The sequence below is a fragment of the Aeromonas sp. Prich7-2 genome, assembly GCF_017939255.1.
Taxonomy (GTDB): Bacteria; Pseudomonadota; Gammaproteobacteria; order Enterobacterales; family Aeromonadaceae; genus Aeromonas; species Aeromonas caviae.
The window spans coordinates 148,808-167,184 of sequence record NZ_JAGKRI010000005.1; the positions used below are offsets into that span (position 1 = coordinate 148,808).

The window sequence follows — 18,377 nt, forward strand, 5'->3', positions numbered from 1 at the left end:
CGGCCCCTCTGTCACTGGCGCGTTCGCCACTCTGTTTCATCCCGGCTGGATCCGTGAGTCTTTCTCGCCAAAGACACAGCCGATCAACATGGGAGCACTGAATGCTACAACTTGATGCCTACGCCACCCTGGTCGCCGCGACCCTGGTGCTGCTGCTTGGCCGCCTGCTGGTCAACAAGATAGGACCCCTGCGCACTTTCAACATCCCCAAACCCGTGGCCGGTGGCCTGGTGGTTGCCCTGGTACTGCTGGTGCTGCGCTCCACCCTGCAGATCGAACTGCAATTTGATACCAGCCTGCAGACGGCCCTGATGCTGACCTTCTTTGCCTCCATCGGCCTCTCCGCCGATCTGGGCAGCCTCAAGCGCGGCGGCAAGGCGGTGGCCACCTTCCTGCTGGTGGTCACCGGCCTGCTGCTGGTGCAGAACAGCCTGGGGGTGGGTCTGGCCACCCTGCTGGGGCTGGATCCCCACATGGGGCTGCTGGCCGGCTCCATCACCCTCTCCGGCGGCCACGGCACCGGGGCGGCCTGGGGCTCCATCTTCACCGAGAAGTACGGCGTGCAATCCGCCGCCGAGCTGGCGATAGCCTGTGCCACCTTCGGCCTGGTGCTGGGGGGCCTCATCGGCGGCCCGGTGGCCCGTTATCTGGTGAAGAAGGTGCAGGTGCCCGGTGAGGAGCACAACCGTGACGGCGCCCCCCAGGGCTTCGAAATGCCGGACATGGAGCGCCCGCTCACCACCTTCAGCCTGATCGAGACCCTGGCACTCATCGCCATCAGCCTGAAAGGGGGCGAAATGCTGGCCCTCTATCTCAAGGGCGGCGTCTTCGAGTTGCCGATCTTCGTCTGCGTGCTGTTTGTCGGCGTGCTGCTGCGCAACCTGCTCACCCTGCTCAACTGGCACGAAGTGAGCGACCGCGAGGTCTCCCTGCTCGGCAACGTCAGTCTGTCGCTCTTCCTCGCCATGGCGCTGATGAGCCTCAGGTTGTGGGAGCTGGCAAGCCTGGCCCTGCCCATCTTCATCCTGCTGGCCGTTCAGACGGTGGCCATGGCGCTCTACGCCATCTTCGTCACCTTCCGGGTCATGGGGCGCAACTATGATGCAGCCGTGCTGGCGGCGGGTCACTGCGGCTTCGGCCTCGGCGCCACCCCCACGGCCATTGCCAACATGCAGGCCATTACCCAGCGCTTCGGCCCCTCCCACCTGGCTTTCCTGGTGGTGCCCATGGTCGGAGCCTTCTTCATCGACATCATCAACGCCGTGGTGATCAAGCTGTTCCTGGCCCTGCCCTTCCTGTGATCCCGGGCGCAGGCCCCGTATGACAGAGCCCACCTTGCGGTGGGCTCTTTGCTTGCTGGCCCCTGGACGCTGCCCCGACCCTCACCAAGGGGCCGACTGCAGGCAACAAAAAGCCCCGCACCAAGGTGCGGGGCTTTTTACTGACGCCACGGTAGAACTGCGGCCTGACCTTCCTTACAGAATGAAGGCCAACACCAGCTGGTTCAAATTGCGGCCTGACCTTCCTTACAAAATAAAGGTCGACACCTGCTGGTTCAGGTTGGTGGCACGCCCCTTGAGGTTGTGCGCCTGATCCAGGTCGCGCATGGCGGAAGCGGTGATCTCGTCGCTCACATCCTTGATGGCGGTGGTGTTCTGGGTGATTTCACCGGTCACCTGGGTCTGCTCCTCGGCGGCGGTGGCGATCTGGCCCGCCATGTCGGAGATGAGGCTGACGGCCTGGGTGATCTCCTCCAGGGCCGCAGCGGCAGCGTCGGCATCCTTCACGCTGTTGTCCGCCAACCCCTGGCTGGTCTGCATCAGGCTCACCGCGCGGGCCGTGGTCTGTTGCAGGGTTTCGATGGTGGACTGGATCTCCTGGGTGGAATCCTGGGTACGGCGCGACAGCACCCGCACCTCGTCCGCCACCACGGCGAAACCGCGACCCTGTTCACCGGCACGGGCCGCTTCAATGGCCGCGTTCAGCGCCAGCAGGTTGGTCTGCTCGGCGATGCCCTGGATGGTGGAGAGGATGCCGGAGATGGCCTGGGCGTGACGGCTCAGCTCACCGATGACGCCGGTCGCCTGCCCCACTTCCTCGGCCAGGTTGTTGATGGACTGGCGAGTCTGGTTCACCAGGATCTTGCCCTGTTCACTGCTCTGGGCGGATTGCTGGGCGGCGGCAGCGGTGTTCTCGGCGTTGCCCGCGATCTCCATGGTGGCACTCGCCATCTCGGTGACGGCGGTGGCGACCATGGTCACCTCCTGTTGCTGGCGTTGCAGCTCTTCCACCGCGGCCTGGTTGGTCACCAGACTGCGTTCGGCATCGGCGTTCAGCTCGTTGGCAAGCTGACGGATGTTGGCGATGAGCTGATGCTGGCTGCCCACGAAGCGGTTGAAGCTGCCGGCGAGCTGGCCCACTTCGTCATTGGCGTCGATCTTGATGCGCTGGGTCAGATCGCCGTTACCGTCGGCGATGCGGGCCAGGGCCTGGGACACCTTGGTGAGGGGACCGAGCAGCAGGCTGACCAGCCAGGAGATGGCGAGGATGCTGCCCACCAGCACCAGCAGGGCCAGGCCGAGCTGGGTCATCAGCAGGGAGGAGAGCGGCGCCTCCAGGGTGCTCTTGTCCAGTACCAGCACCAGCTCCCAGTCGGTGTCCGGAATGTCCGTCGCCCACAGCAGCTTGTCACGCCCCTCGTTGTCGAAGAAAGCAGGCACCAGGCTGTTGCTCGCCTTGCTCTGCTCGATCAGGGCATTGGTCAGATCGTTGTCGATCTCGCTGGCCGGCTTCATCGCCTTGGCCGCATCCTTGTAGGCGATGACGGTGCCATCCTTGTGCATCAGGATGGCGAAGCCGTCCGCTGGCAGCTTCATCTTGGTGATGTCATCCACCAGGGAGGCGATGGAGAGATCCCCCCCCACCACGCCGCCTTGGGCCGGCTGGGCCAGGGTCACCACCAGAATGTTGTAGGCCACGTCGAGGTAGGGTTTGGTGACGATCATGCCGCCCTTGGCCATGGCTTCCTGATACCAGCCACGGGAGCGGGGATCGTAACCGTCGCGGTTGATGGAGGGGTCGGAGTCGTTCATCTTGCCGCTGCCCTCACCAAAATAGGTGAGCTGGAAACGGCCGGACACCTGGGCCTGTTGCAGGGCGTTGAGGGGCTCGGCACCGGCCTTGTTGCCAAGGGCCTGGATGACGTCACGACGGGCGGCAAGCCAGTCGCTGACGCTGGCGGCCTGCTGGCTGCCAAGGCGCTGCACCTGTTCCTGACTGCCTTGCAGCAGCATGGACTTCTGGCTGGTGTAGCTCTGCCAGGAGAGCAGCAGGATCACCAGTGACAAGGCGATGACCACAGACAACAGTATCTTCTGCTTGAGTGATAGGTTTTTCATCGTGTTTTCTTCTTGTGGGGGTCGGGAACAGGATCAATCGGGAGTGCGTGGCACTGTGTGTTGTTAGCGGCCAATCCGCGTAAAACTGAAGCGGAGAATGGCGTGAGTGACGATATTTTACGCGGAAATTTTAAAAATGCTGCGGAAAATTGGAGCAGGAAAAAGAGCGGGGCCAGCCAACCCTGTTTATTCCTTCTGCAATTGGCTAGAATATCCCGTTTTTAAATCACATCGACCCCGAGAGTTTTCACGATGTTTGAAGTCAATCCTGTATTAAACAAGCTTAAGGAGCTGTCTGAGAGGACCGAGCTGCTTAGGGGGTACCTTTGACTATGACGCCAAGAAAGAGCGTCTGGAAGAGGTCAATGCCGAGCTGGAACAGCCGGATGTCTGGAACGAACCCGAGCGCGCACAGGCGCTGGGCAAGGAGCGCGTCTCCCTGGAGAACGTCGTCAGCACCATCGATACCCTGACCCAGGGCGTCGATGACGTCGAGATGCTGGTCAGCCTGGCCGTCGAAGGCGAAGACGAAGAGACCTTCAACGAAGCCGTGGTCGAAGCGGACGAGCTGGAGGCCAAGCTGGTGGATCTCGAGTTCCGTCGCATGTTCTCCGGTCAGCACGACGGTTCCGACTGCTACATCGACATCCAGTCCGGTTCCGGTGGCACCGAGGCCCAGGACTGGGCCAACATGGTGCTGCGCATGTACCTGCGCTGGGGTGATGCCCACGGCTACAAGCCCGAGCTCATCGAATGCTCCGAAGGCGACGTGGCCGGCATCAAGTCCGCCACCATCAAGTTCACCGGCGAGTATGCCTTCGGCTGGCTGCGCACCGAGACCGGCGTGCACCGCCTGGTACGCAAGTCGCCGTTCGATTCCGGCGGCCGTCGCCACACCTCGTTCTGCTCCGTGTTCGTCTACCCCGAGATCGATGATGACATCGAGATCGAGATCAACCCGGCTGATCTTCGCATCGACGTCTACCGCGCCTCCGGTGCCGGTGGTCAGCACGTCAACCGGACCGAGTCCGCGGTGCGTATCACCCACGTGCCGACCGGCGTGGTGGTGCAGTGCCAGAACGACCGTTCCCAGCACAAGAACAAAGATCAGTGTATGAAGCAGTTGAAGGCCAAGCTCTACGAGCTGGAAATTCAAAAGCAGAACGCTGAGAAGCAAGCCCTCGAAGAGACCAAGTCCGACATCGGCTGGGGCAGCCAGATCCGCTCCTACGTACTGGATGATTCCCGTATCAAGGATCTGCGCACCGGCGTCGAAACCCGCAATACCCAATCGGTACTCGACGGCGACTTGGACAAGTTTATCGAAGCCAGCCTGAAATCAGGCCTGTAAACAGAGCAGCAGGAATCACCATGTCTGAACAAACCACCACCCCGGAAGTCGACCAGACTCTCGAACTGAACAACGAGATGCTTGAGCGTCGCTCCAAGCTGGCCGCCTTGCGCGCCCAGGGCAACCCCTTCCCCAACGACTTCCGTCGTGACAGCCTCTCCGGCGATCTGCATGCCGAATTCGGCGACAAGAGCAATGACGAGCTGGTCGCCCTGGGTAAACAGGTGAAGATTGCCGGTCGCATCATGACCCGCCGGATCATGGGCAAGGCATCTTTCGCGACCCTGCAGGACATGGCTGGCAAGATCCAGATCTACGTGACCCGTGACGATCTGCCGGAAGGCTTCTACAACGAGCAGTTCAAGAAGTGGGATCTGGGTGACATCGTCGGTGTCGAGGGCACCCTGTTCCGCACCAACGCCGGTGAGCTCTCCGTACACGTCTCCACCATCCGCCTGCTGACCAAGGCCCTGCGCCCGCTGCCCGAGAAGCACAAGGGTCTGACCGACCAGGAAGCCCGCTGCCGCCAGCGTTACCTGGACCTGATCGCCAACGAAGAGTCCCGCAAGACCTTCGTGACCCGCACCAAGGTGGTGGCCGGCATTCGCAAGTTCCTGAACGACAAGCGCTTCATGGAAGTGGAAACCCCCATGATGCAAGTCATCCCGGGTGGCGCCTCCGCACGTCCCTTCATCACCCACCACAATGCGCTGGACATCGACATGTACCTGCGTATCGCTCCGGAACTCTACCTGAAGCGTCTGGTGGTCGGTGGTTTCGAACGTGTCTACGAGATCAACCGCAACTTCCGCAACGAAGGCATCTCCGTTCGCCATAACCCCGAGTTCACCATGCTCGAGTTCTATATGGCCTACGCCGATTACATCGATCTGATGGATCTCACCGAAGAGATGCTGCGCACCCTGGCACAGGACATCCTGGGCGACACCAGGATCCGTTACGCCAAAGAGGGCGAAGAGGGCCTGACCATCGATTTCGGTCAGCCGTTCCAGCGCCTCTCCATGGTCGACTCCATCCTGAAGTACAACCCAGGTGTGACCCGTGACGATCTGGCCACCCTGGAGAAGGCCACCGCCGTCGCCAAGGGTCTGAAGATCGAGCTGATGAAGAGCTGGGAGCTGGGCCACGTGATCACCGCGATCTTCGAAGAGACCGTGGAACACATGCTGCTGCAACCGACCTTCATCACCGAGTACCCGGCCGCCGTCTCCCCGCTGGCCCGTCGCAACGACCAGAACCCGGACGTCACCGACCGCTTCGAGTTCTTCATCGGCGGCCGCGAGCTGGCCAACGGCTTCTCCGAGCTGAACGATGCGGAAGATCAGGCCGAGCGCTTCCAGGCCCAGGTTGACCAGAAAGCCGCAGGGGACGACGAAGCCATGTTCTACGACGCCGACTTCGTCACCGCGCTCGAACACGGTCTGCCGCCGACCGCCGGTCAGGGTATCGGTATCGACCGTCTGGTGATGCTGTTCACCAACAGCCACACCATCCGCGACGTCATCCTGTTCCCGGCCTTGCGTCCACAAAAGTAAGAGCCTCAGAAACAGGGCCGCAGCAAAACGCTGCCGTCCATGGCAATCAAAACGCCCCGCAATTGCGGGGCGTTTTTTTATGCAGAAGTCACACAGTGACGAACGGTCATCGGTCCGCTGGTGCGACAGGGGGCAGCAGCCACTCCCCCTGCCACAGGGTCAGAGCCCGGCCCGCCATCAGCACCCGCTCCTCCTGCAATTCCAGCCTGAGATCCCCGCCTCGGGCCGAGACCTGGCGTGCCCGCAATTGCCGTTTGCCGAACCGCTCGGCCCAGAAGGGCACCAGGGCGCAGTGGTTGGAGCCGGTCACCGGATCCTCGTCCACCCCGACCCAGGGGGCGAAATAGCGGGAGACGAAGTCGTCCTCTCCCCGGCTCGATAGCGCCGTCACCATGATCCCCCGGCCCGGCAGCGCCCGCAGGGCGTGAAAATCGGGGGTGAGCGCGCGGACCGCCTCCTCGCTACCGAGTTCAAGCAGGAACTTGGCCCCGGCCGCCAGTGTGCGCAGCGGCTGGCAGCCAAGAGCCGTCCCATAGGCAGGGTCCAGCTCGAGGGGCGCCAGGGCAATGCGCGGAAAATCGAGCCAGATCCACTCCCCCTTCCCGCCGGGCCACCAACTCACCGCTGCGGGTCACGAAGCGGATGGGGAGCTCCCCTGACACCTCCCCCGTCTGCCACAGCACATGGGCCGCCGCCAGGGTACCATGGCCGCACAAGTCCACCTCCACTTGCGGGGTGAACCAGCGCAACCCGTAATGCCCCTCTCCCAGTTGGGTCAGAAAGGCGCTCTCAGAGAGGTTGAACTCCGCTGCCATGGCCTGCAGCTCGGCGTCGGGCCGCGCTTCCCCCAGCACCACCACGGCGGGGTTGCCTCCGAAGGGGTGATGGCTGAAGGCGTTGACATGATAGAGACGGGACATGGTTGCTCCTTGAGGCATGAGAGATCCCCGGGACAGGGGGCTCGGCAAGGCCATTTTTATATCACGGGCGCCCCGGGGCTGAGATGGATTTTGGCTTTATAAATTCATAAATCGCATAAAGAAGATATTTTTATTCTTTGTTGTTATTCATTACACCCCTTACCCTGACCAAAAATCAGACCATGGAAGACATGTGTGATGCCATTGACAGCCCCCACCCTGAGCCCGCTCTCTGACGAACAGCAGCGCCAGCTCAACCAAGTTCTCACCACCCTCAATACCCAGCAACTGGCCTGGGTCAGCGGTTATCTCTACGGCCTCTCTCAGGCGGGCGTCCAGCCCGTGGCGAGCGCAGGCGCAGAAGTCGCGGCACCCGGCGGCAGCCTGACCATTCTCTACGGCTCCCAGACCGGGAATGCCAAGGGCGTGGCCAGCGCCATCAAGGCCCAGGCCGAGGCCCGCGGCCTGCCGGTGACCCTCACCTCCATGGCAGACTACAAACCCAAGCAGCTCAAGAAAGAGAGCCACCTGCTGGTGGTAGTGAGCACTTACGGGGAGGGGGAGCCCCCCGAGAGCGCCGTCGATCTGTTCGAGCAGCTCAAGAAGGGCAAGGTCGGCAAGCTGGAAGGGCTCAAGTTTGCCGTGCTGGGGCTGGGTGACAGCTCCTATGAGTTCTTCTGCCAGACCGGCAAGGATTTCGATGCCTTTCTCGCCAAGGCAGGGGCCGAGCGCATCCATGAGCTAGCTAGCCTCGATGTGGATTATCAGGATGCCGCCAAGGCCTGGGGCGAGCAGGCCGTTGCGGCGGTCGCCGCCACCCTCTCTGCCGGCGCCGCGACTGCCAGCGTGGCGGGCTCGGTGCAGGCCGCCGTCGGCCACAACCAGTACAACAAGGAGAACCCCTTCCCCGCCAGACTCTCGGTGAACCAGAAGATCACCGGCCGCGACTCCACCAAGGACATCCGTCACATCGAGATCAACCTGGAAGAGTCCGGCATCACCTATCAACCGGGGGATGCGCTCGGCATCTGGTTCGACAACGACGCCGATCTCGTGGGGGAAGTGCTGGCCCTGACCGGTCTCACCGGTGACGAGGCCACCCCCCATGGCAGCCTGCGCGAGGCGCTGACCCGTCACTACGAGCTGACCCGACTGCACGGGGGCCTGATCACGGGCCTCGCCGAGATCACGGACAACGCGGCGCTCAAAGATCTGGCCGGTGACAAGGCCCAGGTCAACGCCCTGGTCGCCTCTGCTCAAGTGGTGGACGTACTGAAACGCTTCCCGGCTTCCTTGAGTGCCGATCAACTGATCGCACTGCTGCGCCCCCTCACTCCCCGCCTCTACTCCATCGCCTCCGCCCAGAGCGAGGTGGAAGAAGAGGTGCACCTGACCGTCGGCGTGGTGCGCTACCGCCAAGAAGATGGCACAGTGCGAAGCGGCGGCGCCTCCTCCTATCTGGCGGACCGTCTGCCGGAAGATGCCGAGGTCCGGGTGTTCGTGGAGCACAACGACAACTTCCGACTGCCCGCCAATCCCGACACCCCCGTCATCATGGTGGGGCCGGGCACCGGCATTGCCCCGTTCCGCGCCTTCCTGCAGGAGCGGGAAGCACAGGGGGCAGAGGGCAAGAACTGGCTCTTCTTCGGCAACCCCCACTTCACCCAGGACTTCCTCTATCAGGTGGAGTGGCAGCGTTATGTGAAATCGGGCCTGCTGTCCAAGATCTCCCTGGCCTTCAGCCGGGATCAGGCCAACAAGATCTATGTGCAGGACCGTCTGCGCGAGGCAGGGCTTGAGCTCTACCAGTGGCTGGAAGCAGGCGCTCACTTCTATGTGTGTGGCGACGCCAACCACATGGCGAAGGATGTGCAGGAAGCCCTGCTGGAAGTGATTGCGGAACACGGCCACAAGAGCCGTGAGGAAGCAGAAGAGTATCTGAGCGAATTGCGTCGTGCCAAACGTTATCAAAGGGATGTCTATTGATGAGCAAACAACTTATTCCGGGACCGGTCGAAGGGCCGCTGGCTGACAACGAACGCCTCAAGCGCGAGAGCAACTTCCTGCGCGGCACCATCGCCGAAGATCTGCAGGACCCGCTCACCGGCGGCTTCAACGGCGACAACTTCCAGCTGATCCGCTTCCACGGCATGTATCAGCAGGATGACCGCGACATCCGCCCGGAGCGCGCCGCCCAGAAGCTAGAGCCCCTGCACAATGTCATGCTGCGCGCCCGCCTGCCCGGCGGCATCATCACCCCGGCCCAGTGGCAGGTGATCGACAAGTTCGCCGAAGAACACAGCATGTACGGCAGCATCCGCCTGACCACCCGCCAGACCTTCCAGTTCCACGGGGTACTGAAGCGCGACATCAAGCTGATGCACCAGACCCTCAACAGCACCGGTATCGACTCCATCGCCACCGCGGGGGACGTGAACCGCAACGTGCTCTGCACCAGCAACCCGGTGGAGTCCGAGTTGCACCAGGAGGCCTACGAGTGGGCCAAGAAGATCTCCGAGCACCTGCTGCCCAAGACCCGCGCCTACGTGGAGATCTGGCTGGATGGCGAGAAGCTGGGGGGTGACGAGGAGCCGATCCTGGGCTCCAACTACCTGCCGCGCAAATTCAAGACAACCGTGGTGATCCCGCCCCACAACGATGTGGACATCCACGCCAACGATCTCAACTTCGTGGCCATCGCAGATGGCGGCAAGCTGGTAGGCTTCAACGTGCTGGTGGGGGGCGGTCTGGCCATGACCCACGGCGACACCACCACCTACCCGCGCAAGGCGAGCGACTTTGGCTTCATTCCGCTCTCCCACGTGCTGGAGGTGGCGGCCGCCGTGGTCAGCACCCAGCGCGACTGGGGCAACCGGGTCAACCGCAAGAACGCCAAGACCAAGTACACCCTTGAACGGGTGGGGGTCGAGGCCTTCAAGGCCGAGGTGGAGAACCGCGCCGGCATCCAGTTCGGGCCGGTTCACCCCTATGAATTCACCAGTCGTGGCGATCGCTTCGGCTGGGTGGAGGGGATCGACGGCAAGCACCACCTGACCCTGTTTATCGAGAACGGCCGCCTGCTGGACTTCCCGGGCAAGCCCCTCAAAACCGGCATGCTGGAGATCGCCAAGGTGCATCAGGGGGACTTCCGCCTCACCGCCAACCAGAACCTCATCATCGCGGGCGTGCCTGCCGGCGAGAAGGCCCGCATCGAAGCCCTGGCCCGTCAGTACGGTCTGCTGGATGACGGCGTGAGCGAGCAGCGCAAGCAGTCCATGGCCTGTGTGGCCCTGCCTACCTGCCCCCTGGCAATGGCCGAGGCCGAGCGCATGCTGCCTGCCTTCGTCACCGACATCGAGGGGCTGCTGGCCAAGCACGGCCTGGCGGATGACGCCATCATCTTCCGGGTCACCGGCTGCCCCAACGGCTGCGGCCGCGCCATGCTGGCGGAAGTGGGTCTGGTGGGCAAGGCGCCGGGTCGCTACAACCTGCACCTGGGGGGCAACCTCGAGGGGACCCGCATCCCGCGCCTGCATCTGGAGAACATCACCGAGCCGCAGATCCTGGCCGAACTGGACGCCCTGATCGGCCGCTGGGCGAGCGAACGCAACCCGGACGAGTGCTTCGGCGATTTTGTCATTCGCGCCGGCATCATCGCCCCGGTTATCGACTCCGCGAGGGACTTCTATGCAGCCTGAACAGACTGATACAGCCCGTCTGGCGCGCACCGCCGACGGCCGGCTCGACCTCGACGCCCTCCTGGCCCTGGGCCGGGAGGAGCAGGTCGAGGCGCTGTCCCCCCTCAACCGGGCGCTGGACGCCATGAGCGCTCCCGAGCGGGTGCGCTGGGCCCTGGCCAACCTGCCGGGGGAGCATGTGCTGTCATCGAGTTTCGGCATCCAGGCGGCGCTCATGCTGCACCTGGTGAGCCGCGAGCGGGCCGACGTGCCCGTGGTGCTGACCGACACCGGTTACCTCTTCCCCGAGACCTACCGTTTCATCGACGAGCTGACCGAGCGTCTCGCGCTCAACCTCAAGATCTACCGGGCCGAACTCAGCCCGGCTTGGCAGGAGGCCCGCTTCGGCCTCCTGTGGGAGCAGGGGGTGGAGGGGATCACCCGTTACAACCAGCTCAACAAGGTGGAGCCCATGGACCGCGCCCTGAACGAGCTGGGTGCCCGCACCTGGTTCTCGGGCCTGCGCCGTGAGCAGTCCGGCAGCCGGGGCAAGCTGCCGGTGCTGGCCATCCAGCGCGGTCGCTTCAAGTTCCTGCCGGTGATCGACTGGAGCAACAAGGACGTCTTCTACTACTTCAAGGAGTTCGACCTCCCCTACCACCCCTTGTGGGAGCAGGGCTACCTCTCGGTCGGCGACGTGCACACCACCGCCAAGTGGGAGCCCGGCATGAGCGAGGAGCAGACCCGCTTCTTCGGCCTCAAGCGCGAGTGCGGCCTGCATGAGGAAGGTGGCGAGAGCGACGGCTCCGGCATCTGATCCCCCGCGGCCCGGCCAAGTGCTGCGCCCACAAAAAAACGCCCGGCAACTGCCGGGCGTTTTTCTTTGCGCAAAAGGGCGACGTACCCCTCATTACATGGCGGCGGCGCGCGCCTGATTCAGCCAGTCGTTCACCAGTACCTCGTGGCCCTTGAGCCAGGCGTCGGCATGACGTTCCACGTCCGCCGGCTTGTTCTGCCCCTTGTTCATCAGGCCGTTCTGCACGTTGATGTCATTGAGCGGCAGCTTGACGATGGAGAAGAGCTTGGCGGCGGCTGGATTGGCCTCGGCAAACCGCTTGTTGGCAACGATGTGCATGGTGTTCACCGCAAAGCCGTAGTTCTTGCCGTTCGGCAAGCGGGTCTTGGCCGCATCCGGGGCGTCGGCGGGGACTTCCAGCCACACCACATCCCGCCCCGGCACCAGTTCGCTGCTGAGCCAGTAGGGGGTCCAGGTGTAATAGAGCACCGGCTTGCCGGCCTGGTAGCGAGCCAGGGTATCGGCGATCAGCGCCGCGTAGTTGCCCTGCTTGTGGGCCACCGTGGGGGTCAGACCAAAGGCGTCGAGGTGATGGTTGATCGCCCCCTCGCAGCCCCAGCCGGGGTTGCAACCAATGAGGTCGGCCTTGCCGTCGCCATCCCCGTCAAACAGCGCCGCCACCTCGGGATCCTTGAGCTGGCCCAGGTTGGTGATGCCGTATTGGGTCGCGGTCTTCTTGTCGATGAGGTACCCCTGGGCGGCACCGGCCACATAGGTGCCCTCACGGAAGAACACCTTGTCGCCCCCCGCCTGCTCGTACTTGTTGTCCTGCAGCGGCACCCAGTTGAACGCGAGGAAGGTACCGTCTCCCTGGGCCACCGAGGCATAAGCCACGTTGTAGTCCACCTCCTGGGCGGGCTGGACATCGTAACCCAGACGCGCCATCAGCTTGCTCACCAGCAGGCTCTGGAAGGCCTCTTCCGGCAAGGAGCTCTGCAAGGGCTGAACGCGAACCCCCTCCCCCGGCAACTCGGCGCTGGCCATGGCGAGCGGGCTCAGCAGTTGGGCACTCAGCAGCAATGTGCCCAGGGTCAATCCTTTGGTGGTCTGTCTCATGCGTTTACTCCTTTGTAATCGATTTTCTTGTCACGGCCGGCCAGGCGCAGCAGCAGGGCGGCGGGCCCATGCTGATACCAGCGGCCGGTACGGGTGCGATCCGGTTGCCCCATCGCCTGGGTGAGGCGGTCGAGCACGATGGCCAGCAGCACGATGCCGAGGCCGCCGATGGAGGCGAGCCCCATGTCGAGCCGGCCGATGCCGCGCAGCACCATCTGGCCGAGGCCTCCCACCGCGATCATGGAGGCGATCACCACCATGGAGAGCGCCAGCATCAGGGTCTGGTTGACCCCGGCCATGATGGTGGGCATGGCGAGCGGCAGCTGTACCTTGAACAGCAACTGGGAGGGGCTGGCACCGAACGAGTGGGCCGCCTCCACCAGATCCGTGGGCACCTGGCGAATACCCAGCATGGTGAGCCGGATCATGGGCGGCAGGGCGAAGATGACGGTCACCACCACCCCGGGCACGTTGCCGATGCCAAACAGCATCACGATGGGGATGAGGTAGACGAACGCCGGGGTGGTCTGCATGGCATCCAGCAGCGGCCGGGTCCAGGTGGAGAGCCGCTCGCTGCGGGCCAGCAGGATGCCGGTGGGCAACCCCAGCAGCACGCAGAAGAACAGCGAGGTCAGCACCAGGGACAGGGTCACCATGGCATCGGACCAGGCCCCGATGAGCCCGATCCCCACAAGAGACGCGAGCGTACCGAGCGCCATGCGGCCGTTCACCAGTTGCCAGGCAAGCATGGCCAGGAGCCCCATCATCAGGGTGGAGGGCACCGTCTGCAGCAGATGGGTCATGGCGTTCAGGGTCAGCTCCACCGGTGCGCGGATCAGCTGGAACAGCGGCCGCAGGTTCTCCACCAGCCAGCCGATGCCCCCTTCCACCCAGGTATCCAGCGGCACCAGCGCCTGCTGGAAAGGATCCAGCCAGTCGATGGCGGTTGTGGTGTCGGCGGCTTCGATCTGGTTCTGCCAGTCGGTGGCCTGGGTGTCGGTACTACCCCAGGGATCGGACACCTCGGTGGACGCAGGCGCGCTCCAGGGATCTGCCGCCACCTCATCGGCCCGCAGGGAAGGGCTCGCCAGCAGCACCAGGGCCAGCAGCCCGCTCAGCAACAAATGGGGATTCATCAGCTTCATGCCGGAGTACTCCTGTCCAGGGTGTTGAGCAGATTGGCCTTGGAGATGAGGCCGAGGTAAGTGCCATCCTCCTCGACCACGGGCACCTGACAGGGGGCGGCCGCCACCTGGCTGATCAGTTCATTGAGGGCGGTGTCCGCCAGGATGGGCTGGATGTCCGCCAGCAACGCCTGCTCCAGGCTGCCTTTGGCCCTGACCGCCTGACCGAGCGACTCCACCGAGACGACCCCGAGGAAGCGGCGGCTGCGATCCACCACGTAGCCGAACTCCCGCTCAAGCTCCTTGAGCTGGCGCAGGGCGTTGCCCGGCCCGTCGGTGGTGTGTTTCTTGATGAGGGGCACCTGCTTGCGGCTGGCCACATCGCGGGCGCTGAACACATGGGCCAGATCCACCCCGCGAAAGAAGGCGCGCACATAGTCGTTGGCGGGCTGGTTCAGGATCTCGTCCGGGGTGCCCACTTGCACCAGCTGGCCATCCTGCATGATGGCGATGCGATCGCCGATGCGCATCGCCTCGTCCAGATCGTGAGAGATGAAGACGATGGTGCGCTGCTGGCTGGCCTGCAGCTTGAGCAGCTCATCCTGCATCTCGGTGCGGATCAGGGGATCCAGCGCGGAGAAAGCTTCGTCCATCAGCAGGATGTCGGGGTCATTGGCAAGGGCCCGGGCCAGCCCGACCCGCTGCTTCATGCCGCCGGAGAGGGCATCCGGATAAGCCTCTATCCACTGTCCCAGCCCCACCTGATGGAGCGCCTGACGGGCGCTCTGCTGGCGCTCCGCCAGCGGTACACCGGCCAGCTCCAGCCCGAAGGCGGTATTTTCCAGCACACTCAGGTGCGGCATCAGGGCGAAGGACTGGAATACCATGCTGATCTTCTTGCGGCGCACCCGGCGCAGCTCGCGCTCCGAGATGGCGGCGATGTCCTCGCCATCGATCAGCACCTGGCCGCGGGTCGGCTCGATCAGCCGGTTGAAGAGACGCACCAGGGTGGACTTGCCCGAACCGGAGAGGCCCATCACCACGAAGATCTCCCCTTCGTTGATGGCCAGATTGACATCCTGGACCCCCAGGGTCTGTCCGGTCTTTTTCAGGATACTGGCGCGATCATGCCCTTTCGCCAGCAATTTGAACGCTTTATCCGGCTGATCGCCGAAGATTTTGTAGAGGGATTTGACCTCGAGTTTGACTGTCATATTGTCCTTTTTTCTTGGCCGACGCCTTGCCTGGCAAACCGTCGAACGTGAGCCAATTACTTTTAACACTAAGCAATTTCACACCCAAACAAAAGAACCAATTGAAGCTGAGCAGGAAAGATTAAATTTAAGCCATTGATTTTTATTAGTTATTTTTATTCATAAAAATCCATTAAATCACGATAAAAACGCCTATAACAGACAAGGCCGCCACAGTAGCGATGCACTCGCAGCACATTTCATTAATGATTAAAAGGCGTTAGCAGCAGGCGAAAAGAGAGGGCGGGGACGACGGCGCCCACCGGGGCGATGAATGGCCTATTCATTACATAACTAATCATTTTAATGTCACGCATTCTGGATATTGCTTCAGGCATCTTCAGCCATGTCGGTTCAGCGCTCTTCTCTTTGCAGTAACAGGGCACAAAAAAGCCCCCGGCTGTCGCAAGGGGCTCTTCATGGCATCAGAGGGCTCAGCGCCGCTGCCAGGTCTCGAAACAGTAGGGATGGGGATTCTTCTCGTCAGGCTGATGTAACTCGCGCTCGATGCACGACCAGTCGCCCTCGTCGAAGGCCGGGAAACGGGTATCCCCCTCCACCGCCAGATCGATGCGGGTCAGATAGAGCCTGTCGGCCCGTGGCAGCAGCTGGCCGTAGAGATGACCGCCCCCGATCACCATCAGCTCCGCGACGTCACTATCCGCCAGCAGGGCCAGTGCGGCCTCCACCGAGTCGATAACCTCCACGCCGTCGGCCCGGTAGTCGGGGTTGCGGCTGATCACCAGGTTGCGGCGCCCGGGCAGCGGTCGTCCGATGGATTCAAAGGTCTTGCGCCCCATCAGCACCGGCTTGCCCAGGGTGACCCGCTTGAAGTGGGCCAGATCCGCCGGCAGGTGCCAGGGCATCTGGTTGTCCAGGCCGATCACCCTATCCTGGGCCATGGCGGCAATCATGGAAATCATCATGGGGTCAACCTCTCGCACCGTCGTCAGATAATGGGGCGGTTACGGTACACGACCAGAGAGGGGATCGCCAAACCGAAACTCAGGGCCCCCACGATAAACAGCGCCTTGAGGCCGTTCTCCACCGCGCTCTGAAGCAGCTCCATGGTCACCCCGGAGATATTGAGCTCCACGATGGCGATCATGGTCTTGAACGCATAGCTGCCCGGGATCATGGGGATGATGGAGGCGACGCTGAACACCGGGCGCGGTGCCAGCAGGCGGCGCGACCAGTAGACACAGACAAAACCGACCGTGGTCGCCGCTGCCAGGGTGGCCCACTCGATGGGCATGCCGTAGTGGATGAGCAGGGTACGCAGGCTGTGGGCCAGCGCGCCCCCCATGGCGCAATATTTGAGCATCCGTGGCGGCACGTTGAACAGCATGGCAAAGCCCACCGCCGGAATGGCCGACCAGAAGGCATCCTTGGCCAGCAGCCAGAGCAGTTCCATCATACCTTCCACCCCCAGATACCGGTCACCGACATGGCGAGAATGATCCCTATGGCTGCGCTGATGGTCAGCAGTGTCGCCGTGCCCCAGCGGGCCAGCCCCATGTTGAAGTAACCCTTCACCATGTCGGAGACCGCATTGATGAGCGGGAACCCCGGCACCAGCAGCAACACGCTGGCGGCCATGGCGAGATAGGGTTGTTCGCCCCAGCCGAAGAAGGTGGCGCTGGAAGCGAGCAGGGTGGCGATAAACCCGGTGGCGGCAAAGTTGATGAGGGGGCTGTGGTGATGGCGGGCAATGAGCTGGCGCACCCGCATGGCGACCGAGGCCGAGCAGCAGGTCACCAGGAAGATGGGCCAGTCACCGCCAAACAGCAGGCAGAAGGCACCGCAGGAGAGCCCCACCATGGGCACCACCAGCCAGGGGTGATAGTGGAACGGCGTGATGGCCTCGAGGCGCTGACGTACCTCGCGCGCGCCGATAAGCGACTTTTCCGTCATGATGCAGATGCGCTGGATCTCGCACACCACCTGCATGTTGATGCCGTGCTCCCGCACCCGGCGGGTGGTGGTGACGCAACTGCCCTGGTAGAGGCTGGTGAGGACGATGGCGCTGGAAGAGATGGCCATCTCGACGCTCTCCAGCCCGAGCGCCATGCCGAGCCGGACCGTGGTCTGCTCGATGATGCGGCTCTCCGCCCCAAACTGGGCCAGCATCTGGCCCGCCTTGACGATGATCCGGGTGATCTCCGTCTGCTGCTCTCGCGACAGCACCCTTCCTGGTGTGATGCTTCTCATGATCCCTTTGAGTCATAGCAAGATGAAATGTGTCTGGATATTACCCCAAAATAAATACACCTTCATCCATCTCTATCGGACTGCGTGCACTGGTCACTATTATTCAGCCGCCCGGGGAATATTTGCAGCAAATAAAAAACAATTCACCCAACTTGCTTAACAACTTGTTTTAGAAGGGGTGAAACAAATTAATAAATACCCTGTTTTTTTATATCTTGAACAGGGCCGTGAATTATTTCCGTTTCAGATAACTGGAAAACGCTATCACATTATCCGGCAGCGGGGGCTCTGCCATTTCCTGACAAGATTCGTTCTGCAGATCCAGAATGTGCTGGCGCATGGCGTAGACGGAGTCATGCATCATGTTGGCTATCCGGATGCAGCTGTCGAGGTTGTTTCTTGCCAGGCGGCGCTGGCAGTCGATGCGAAATTGCAGACCTCGCAACCGACGTTGCCGCTCTGGCCCCACCTGGGCGATCAGGGTCTCTATCTGCTGGTGCAGCAGCGCGTCGAGTCGCTCCGGCTCGGCCAGCGCCCAGTACTTCAGGGTATCGAAATCAGGCAGCTCCATATACCCTCCTGGCCGGACCTCGCCCATGGAATGGAACGACGCCGGGCACATCACTATGTTTCACTGTCCCTAGGGAAGGTTATATAGGATGGTGGCGATTTTGGGCCATTCACCGCCGAGCCACAGGAGTCCGGTTTTTGGCACGAATTGCGCATCGTTGGCGGAAAAAATCATTTATTCCTTATGATTCATGAAATTAACCGAATCCGGCCTGCGTCAGTTTTTTTATAAAATTTCAGCACCATTTTTCTCGGCCTTATGCCTTATTCATGTACAGGACCTTAAGCGTTGAGTCCCTTTAAAACTCCTTCCAAGGTCCTGTTCTGTATCGATTTTCTCTGCTTGGTTCGGCAAGCGTTCTTGGCCAAATAATCAGCTGCCCATTCCAGTCTTTCCCTTATTTC

At 62.3% G+C, this 18,377-nt stretch carries 14 protein-coding genes and 1 pseudogene; 6 read left to right on the plus strand and 9 right to left on the minus strand.

Going from position 1 to position 18,377, the window contains the following annotated elements:
* Positions 1-101 precede the first annotated feature (101 nt).
* Positions 102-1,301, plus strand: coding sequence for a sodium/glutamate symporter (gltS, locus tag J9892_RS01775; RefSeq protein WP_041212483.1), 1,200 nt, complete (start codon positions 102-104; stop codon positions 1,299-1,301).
* Positions 1,302-1,526: 225 nt separating this feature from the next.
* On the opposite strand, the gene J9892_RS01780 is transcribed toward gltS, so the two are convergent.
* Positions 1,527-3,398 (minus strand): methyl-accepting chemotaxis protein, encoded by a 1,872-nt coding sequence (locus tag J9892_RS01780; protein WP_041215693.1) that lies wholly within the window; start codon positions 3,396-3,398, stop codon positions 1,527-1,529.
* Positions 3,399-3,650: 252 nt separating this feature from the next.
* Between J9892_RS01780 and prfB the strand changes: the two genes are divergently transcribed.
* Together prfB and lysS are read left to right on the plus strand one after the other, a co-directional pair.
* Positions 3,651-4,749, plus strand: a protein-coding gene (gene prfB / locus J9892_RS01785; protein WP_102948437.1) for a peptide chain release factor 2 whose coding sequence is annotated in 2 segments (ribosomal slippage) — positions 3,651-3,725 and positions 3,727-4,749 — 1,098 coding nt in all. Because the reading frame shifts where the segments join, the coding sequence is not laid out codon by codon here.
* 77 nt (positions 4,750-4,826) lie between these two features.
* On the plus strand, positions 4,827-6,305 hold the full coding sequence (lysS, locus tag J9892_RS01790; protein WP_223302609.1) for a lysine--tRNA ligase: 1,479 nt from the start codon (positions 4,827-4,829) through the stop codon (positions 6,303-6,305).
* A 106-nt stretch (positions 6,306-6,411) separates the two neighbouring features.
* Here lysS and J9892_RS01795 read toward each other — a convergent pair.
* A pseudogene (locus J9892_RS01795) lies at positions 6,412-7,225 on the minus strand (PhzF family phenazine biosynthesis protein).
* Positions 7,226-7,423: 198 nt separating this feature from the next.
* Here J9892_RS01795 and J9892_RS01800 point away from each other — a divergent pair.
* Genes J9892_RS01800 through J9892_RS01810 form a run of 3 tightly spaced genes read left to right on the plus strand, consistent with a single transcriptional unit; the run spans position 7,424 to position 11,719 of the window.
* The gene (locus tag J9892_RS01800) at positions 7,424-9,211 is read left to right on the plus strand and encodes an assimilatory sulfite reductase (NADPH) flavoprotein subunit (protein WP_103243633.1); all 1,788 of its coding nucleotides are present in this window, start codon (positions 7,424-7,426) and stop codon (positions 9,209-9,211) included.
* Positions 9,211-10,923: an assimilatory sulfite reductase (NADPH) hemoprotein subunit gene (gene cysI, locus J9892_RS01805; protein WP_103243634.1), complete on the plus strand. Its 1,713-nt coding sequence runs from the start codon at positions 9,211-9,213 to the stop codon at positions 10,921-10,923. The genes J9892_RS01800 and cysI overlap by 1 nt, the downstream gene beginning before the upstream one ends.
* Positions 10,913-11,719 carry a phosphoadenylyl-sulfate reductase gene (locus tag J9892_RS01810; protein ID WP_111896458.1) on the plus strand — a complete coding sequence of 269 codons (807 nt, stop codon included), beginning with the start codon at positions 10,913-10,915 and terminating at the stop codon, positions 11,717-11,719. Before cysI ends, J9892_RS01810 begins: the two co-directional genes overlap by 11 nt.
* Positions 11,720-11,812: 93 nt before the next feature.
* On the opposite strand, the gene proX is transcribed toward J9892_RS01810, so the two are convergent.
* The 7 genes from proX to J9892_RS01845 form a co-directional block, all read right to left on the minus strand.
* Positions 11,813-12,814: a glycine betaine/L-proline ABC transporter substrate-binding protein ProX gene (proX, locus tag J9892_RS01815; RefSeq protein ID WP_111896459.1), complete on the minus strand. Its 1,002-nt coding sequence runs from the start codon at positions 12,812-12,814 to the stop codon at positions 11,813-11,815.
* Positions 12,811-13,959 carry a glycine betaine/L-proline ABC transporter permease ProW gene (gene proW, locus J9892_RS01820; RefSeq protein WP_111896460.1) on the minus strand — a complete coding sequence of 383 codons (1,149 nt, stop codon included), beginning with the start codon at positions 13,957-13,959 and terminating at the stop codon, positions 12,811-12,813. Before proW ends, proX begins: the two co-directional genes overlap by 4 nt.
* Positions 13,956-15,152, minus strand: coding sequence for a glycine betaine/L-proline ABC transporter ATP-binding protein ProV (proV, locus tag J9892_RS01825; RefSeq protein ID WP_010675435.1), 1,197 nt, complete (start codon positions 15,150-15,152; stop codon positions 13,956-13,958). Before proV ends, proW begins: the two co-directional genes overlap by 4 nt.
* A 473-nt stretch (positions 15,153-15,625) precedes the next feature.
* A complete protein-coding gene (gene folA, locus J9892_RS01830) occupies positions 15,626-16,117 on the minus strand; it encodes a type 3 dihydrofolate reductase (protein WP_039040330.1) in 492 nt (163 codons plus the stop codon).
* Positions 16,118-16,140: 23 nt separating this feature from the next.
* A complete protein-coding gene (locus J9892_RS01835) occupies positions 16,141-16,608 on the minus strand; it encodes a threonine/serine exporter family protein (protein ID WP_010675437.1) in 468 nt (155 codons plus the stop codon).
* The gene (locus J9892_RS01840) at positions 16,605-17,402 is read right to left on the minus strand and encodes a threonine/serine exporter family protein (RefSeq protein WP_050498274.1); all 798 of its coding nucleotides are present in this window, start codon (positions 17,400-17,402) and stop codon (positions 16,605-16,607) included. The genes J9892_RS01835 and J9892_RS01840 overlap by 4 nt, the downstream gene beginning before the upstream one ends.
* 232 nt (positions 17,403-17,634) lie before the next feature.
* Positions 17,635-17,973 carry a DUF3135 domain-containing protein gene (locus tag J9892_RS01845; RefSeq protein ID WP_010675440.1) on the minus strand — a complete coding sequence of 113 codons (339 nt, stop codon included), beginning with the start codon at positions 17,971-17,973 and terminating at the stop codon, positions 17,635-17,637.
* Positions 17,974-18,377: the final 404 nt, after the last annotated feature.

What these genes read in the sequence shown, in the direction of transcription:
- gltS (WP_041212483.1), top strand. Translation starts at nt 102, where the DNA reads ATGCTACAACTTGATGCCTACGCCACCCTGGTCGCCGCGACCCTGGTG.
- J9892_RS01780 (WP_041215693.1), bottom strand. Translation starts at nt 3,398, where the DNA reads ATGAAAAACCTATCACTCAAGCAGAAGATACTGTTGTCTGTGGTCATC.
- lysS (WP_223302609.1), top strand. Translation starts at nt 4,827, where the DNA reads ATGCTTGAGCGTCGCTCCAAGCTGGCCGCCTTGCGCGCCCAGGGCAAC.
- J9892_RS01800 (WP_103243633.1), top strand. Translation starts at nt 7,424, where the DNA reads ATGCCATTGACAGCCCCCACCCTGAGCCCGCTCTCTGACGAACAGCAG.
- cysI (WP_103243634.1), top strand. Translation starts at nt 9,211, where the DNA reads ATGAGCAAACAACTTATTCCGGGACCGGTCGAAGGGCCGCTGGCTGAC.
- J9892_RS01810 (WP_111896458.1), top strand. Translation starts at nt 10,913, where the DNA reads ATGCAGCCTGAACAGACTGATACAGCCCGTCTGGCGCGCACCGCCGAC.
- proX (WP_111896459.1), bottom strand. Translation starts at nt 12,814, where the DNA reads ATGAGACAGACCACCAAAGGATTGACCCTGGGCACATTGCTGCTGAGT.
- proW (WP_111896460.1), bottom strand. Translation starts at nt 13,959, where the DNA reads ATGAAGCTGATGAATCCCCATTTGTTGCTGAGCGGGCTGCTGGCCCTG.
- proV (WP_010675435.1), bottom strand. Translation starts at nt 15,152, where the DNA reads ATGACAGTCAAACTCGAGGTCAAATCCCTCTACAAAATCTTCGGCGAT.
- folA (WP_039040330.1), bottom strand. Translation starts at nt 16,117, where the DNA reads ATGATGATTTCCATGATTGCCGCCATGGCCCAGGATAGGGTGATCGGC.
- J9892_RS01835 (WP_010675437.1), bottom strand. Translation starts at nt 16,608, where the DNA reads ATGATGGAACTGCTCTGGCTGCTGGCCAAGGATGCCTTCTGGTCGGCC.
- J9892_RS01840 (WP_050498274.1), bottom strand. Translation starts at nt 17,402, where the DNA reads ATGAGAAGCATCACACCAGGAAGGGTGCTGTCGCGAGAGCAGCAGACG.
- J9892_RS01845 (WP_010675440.1), bottom strand. Translation starts at nt 17,973, where the DNA reads ATGGAGCTGCCTGATTTCGATACCCTGAAGTACTGGGCGCTGGCCGAG.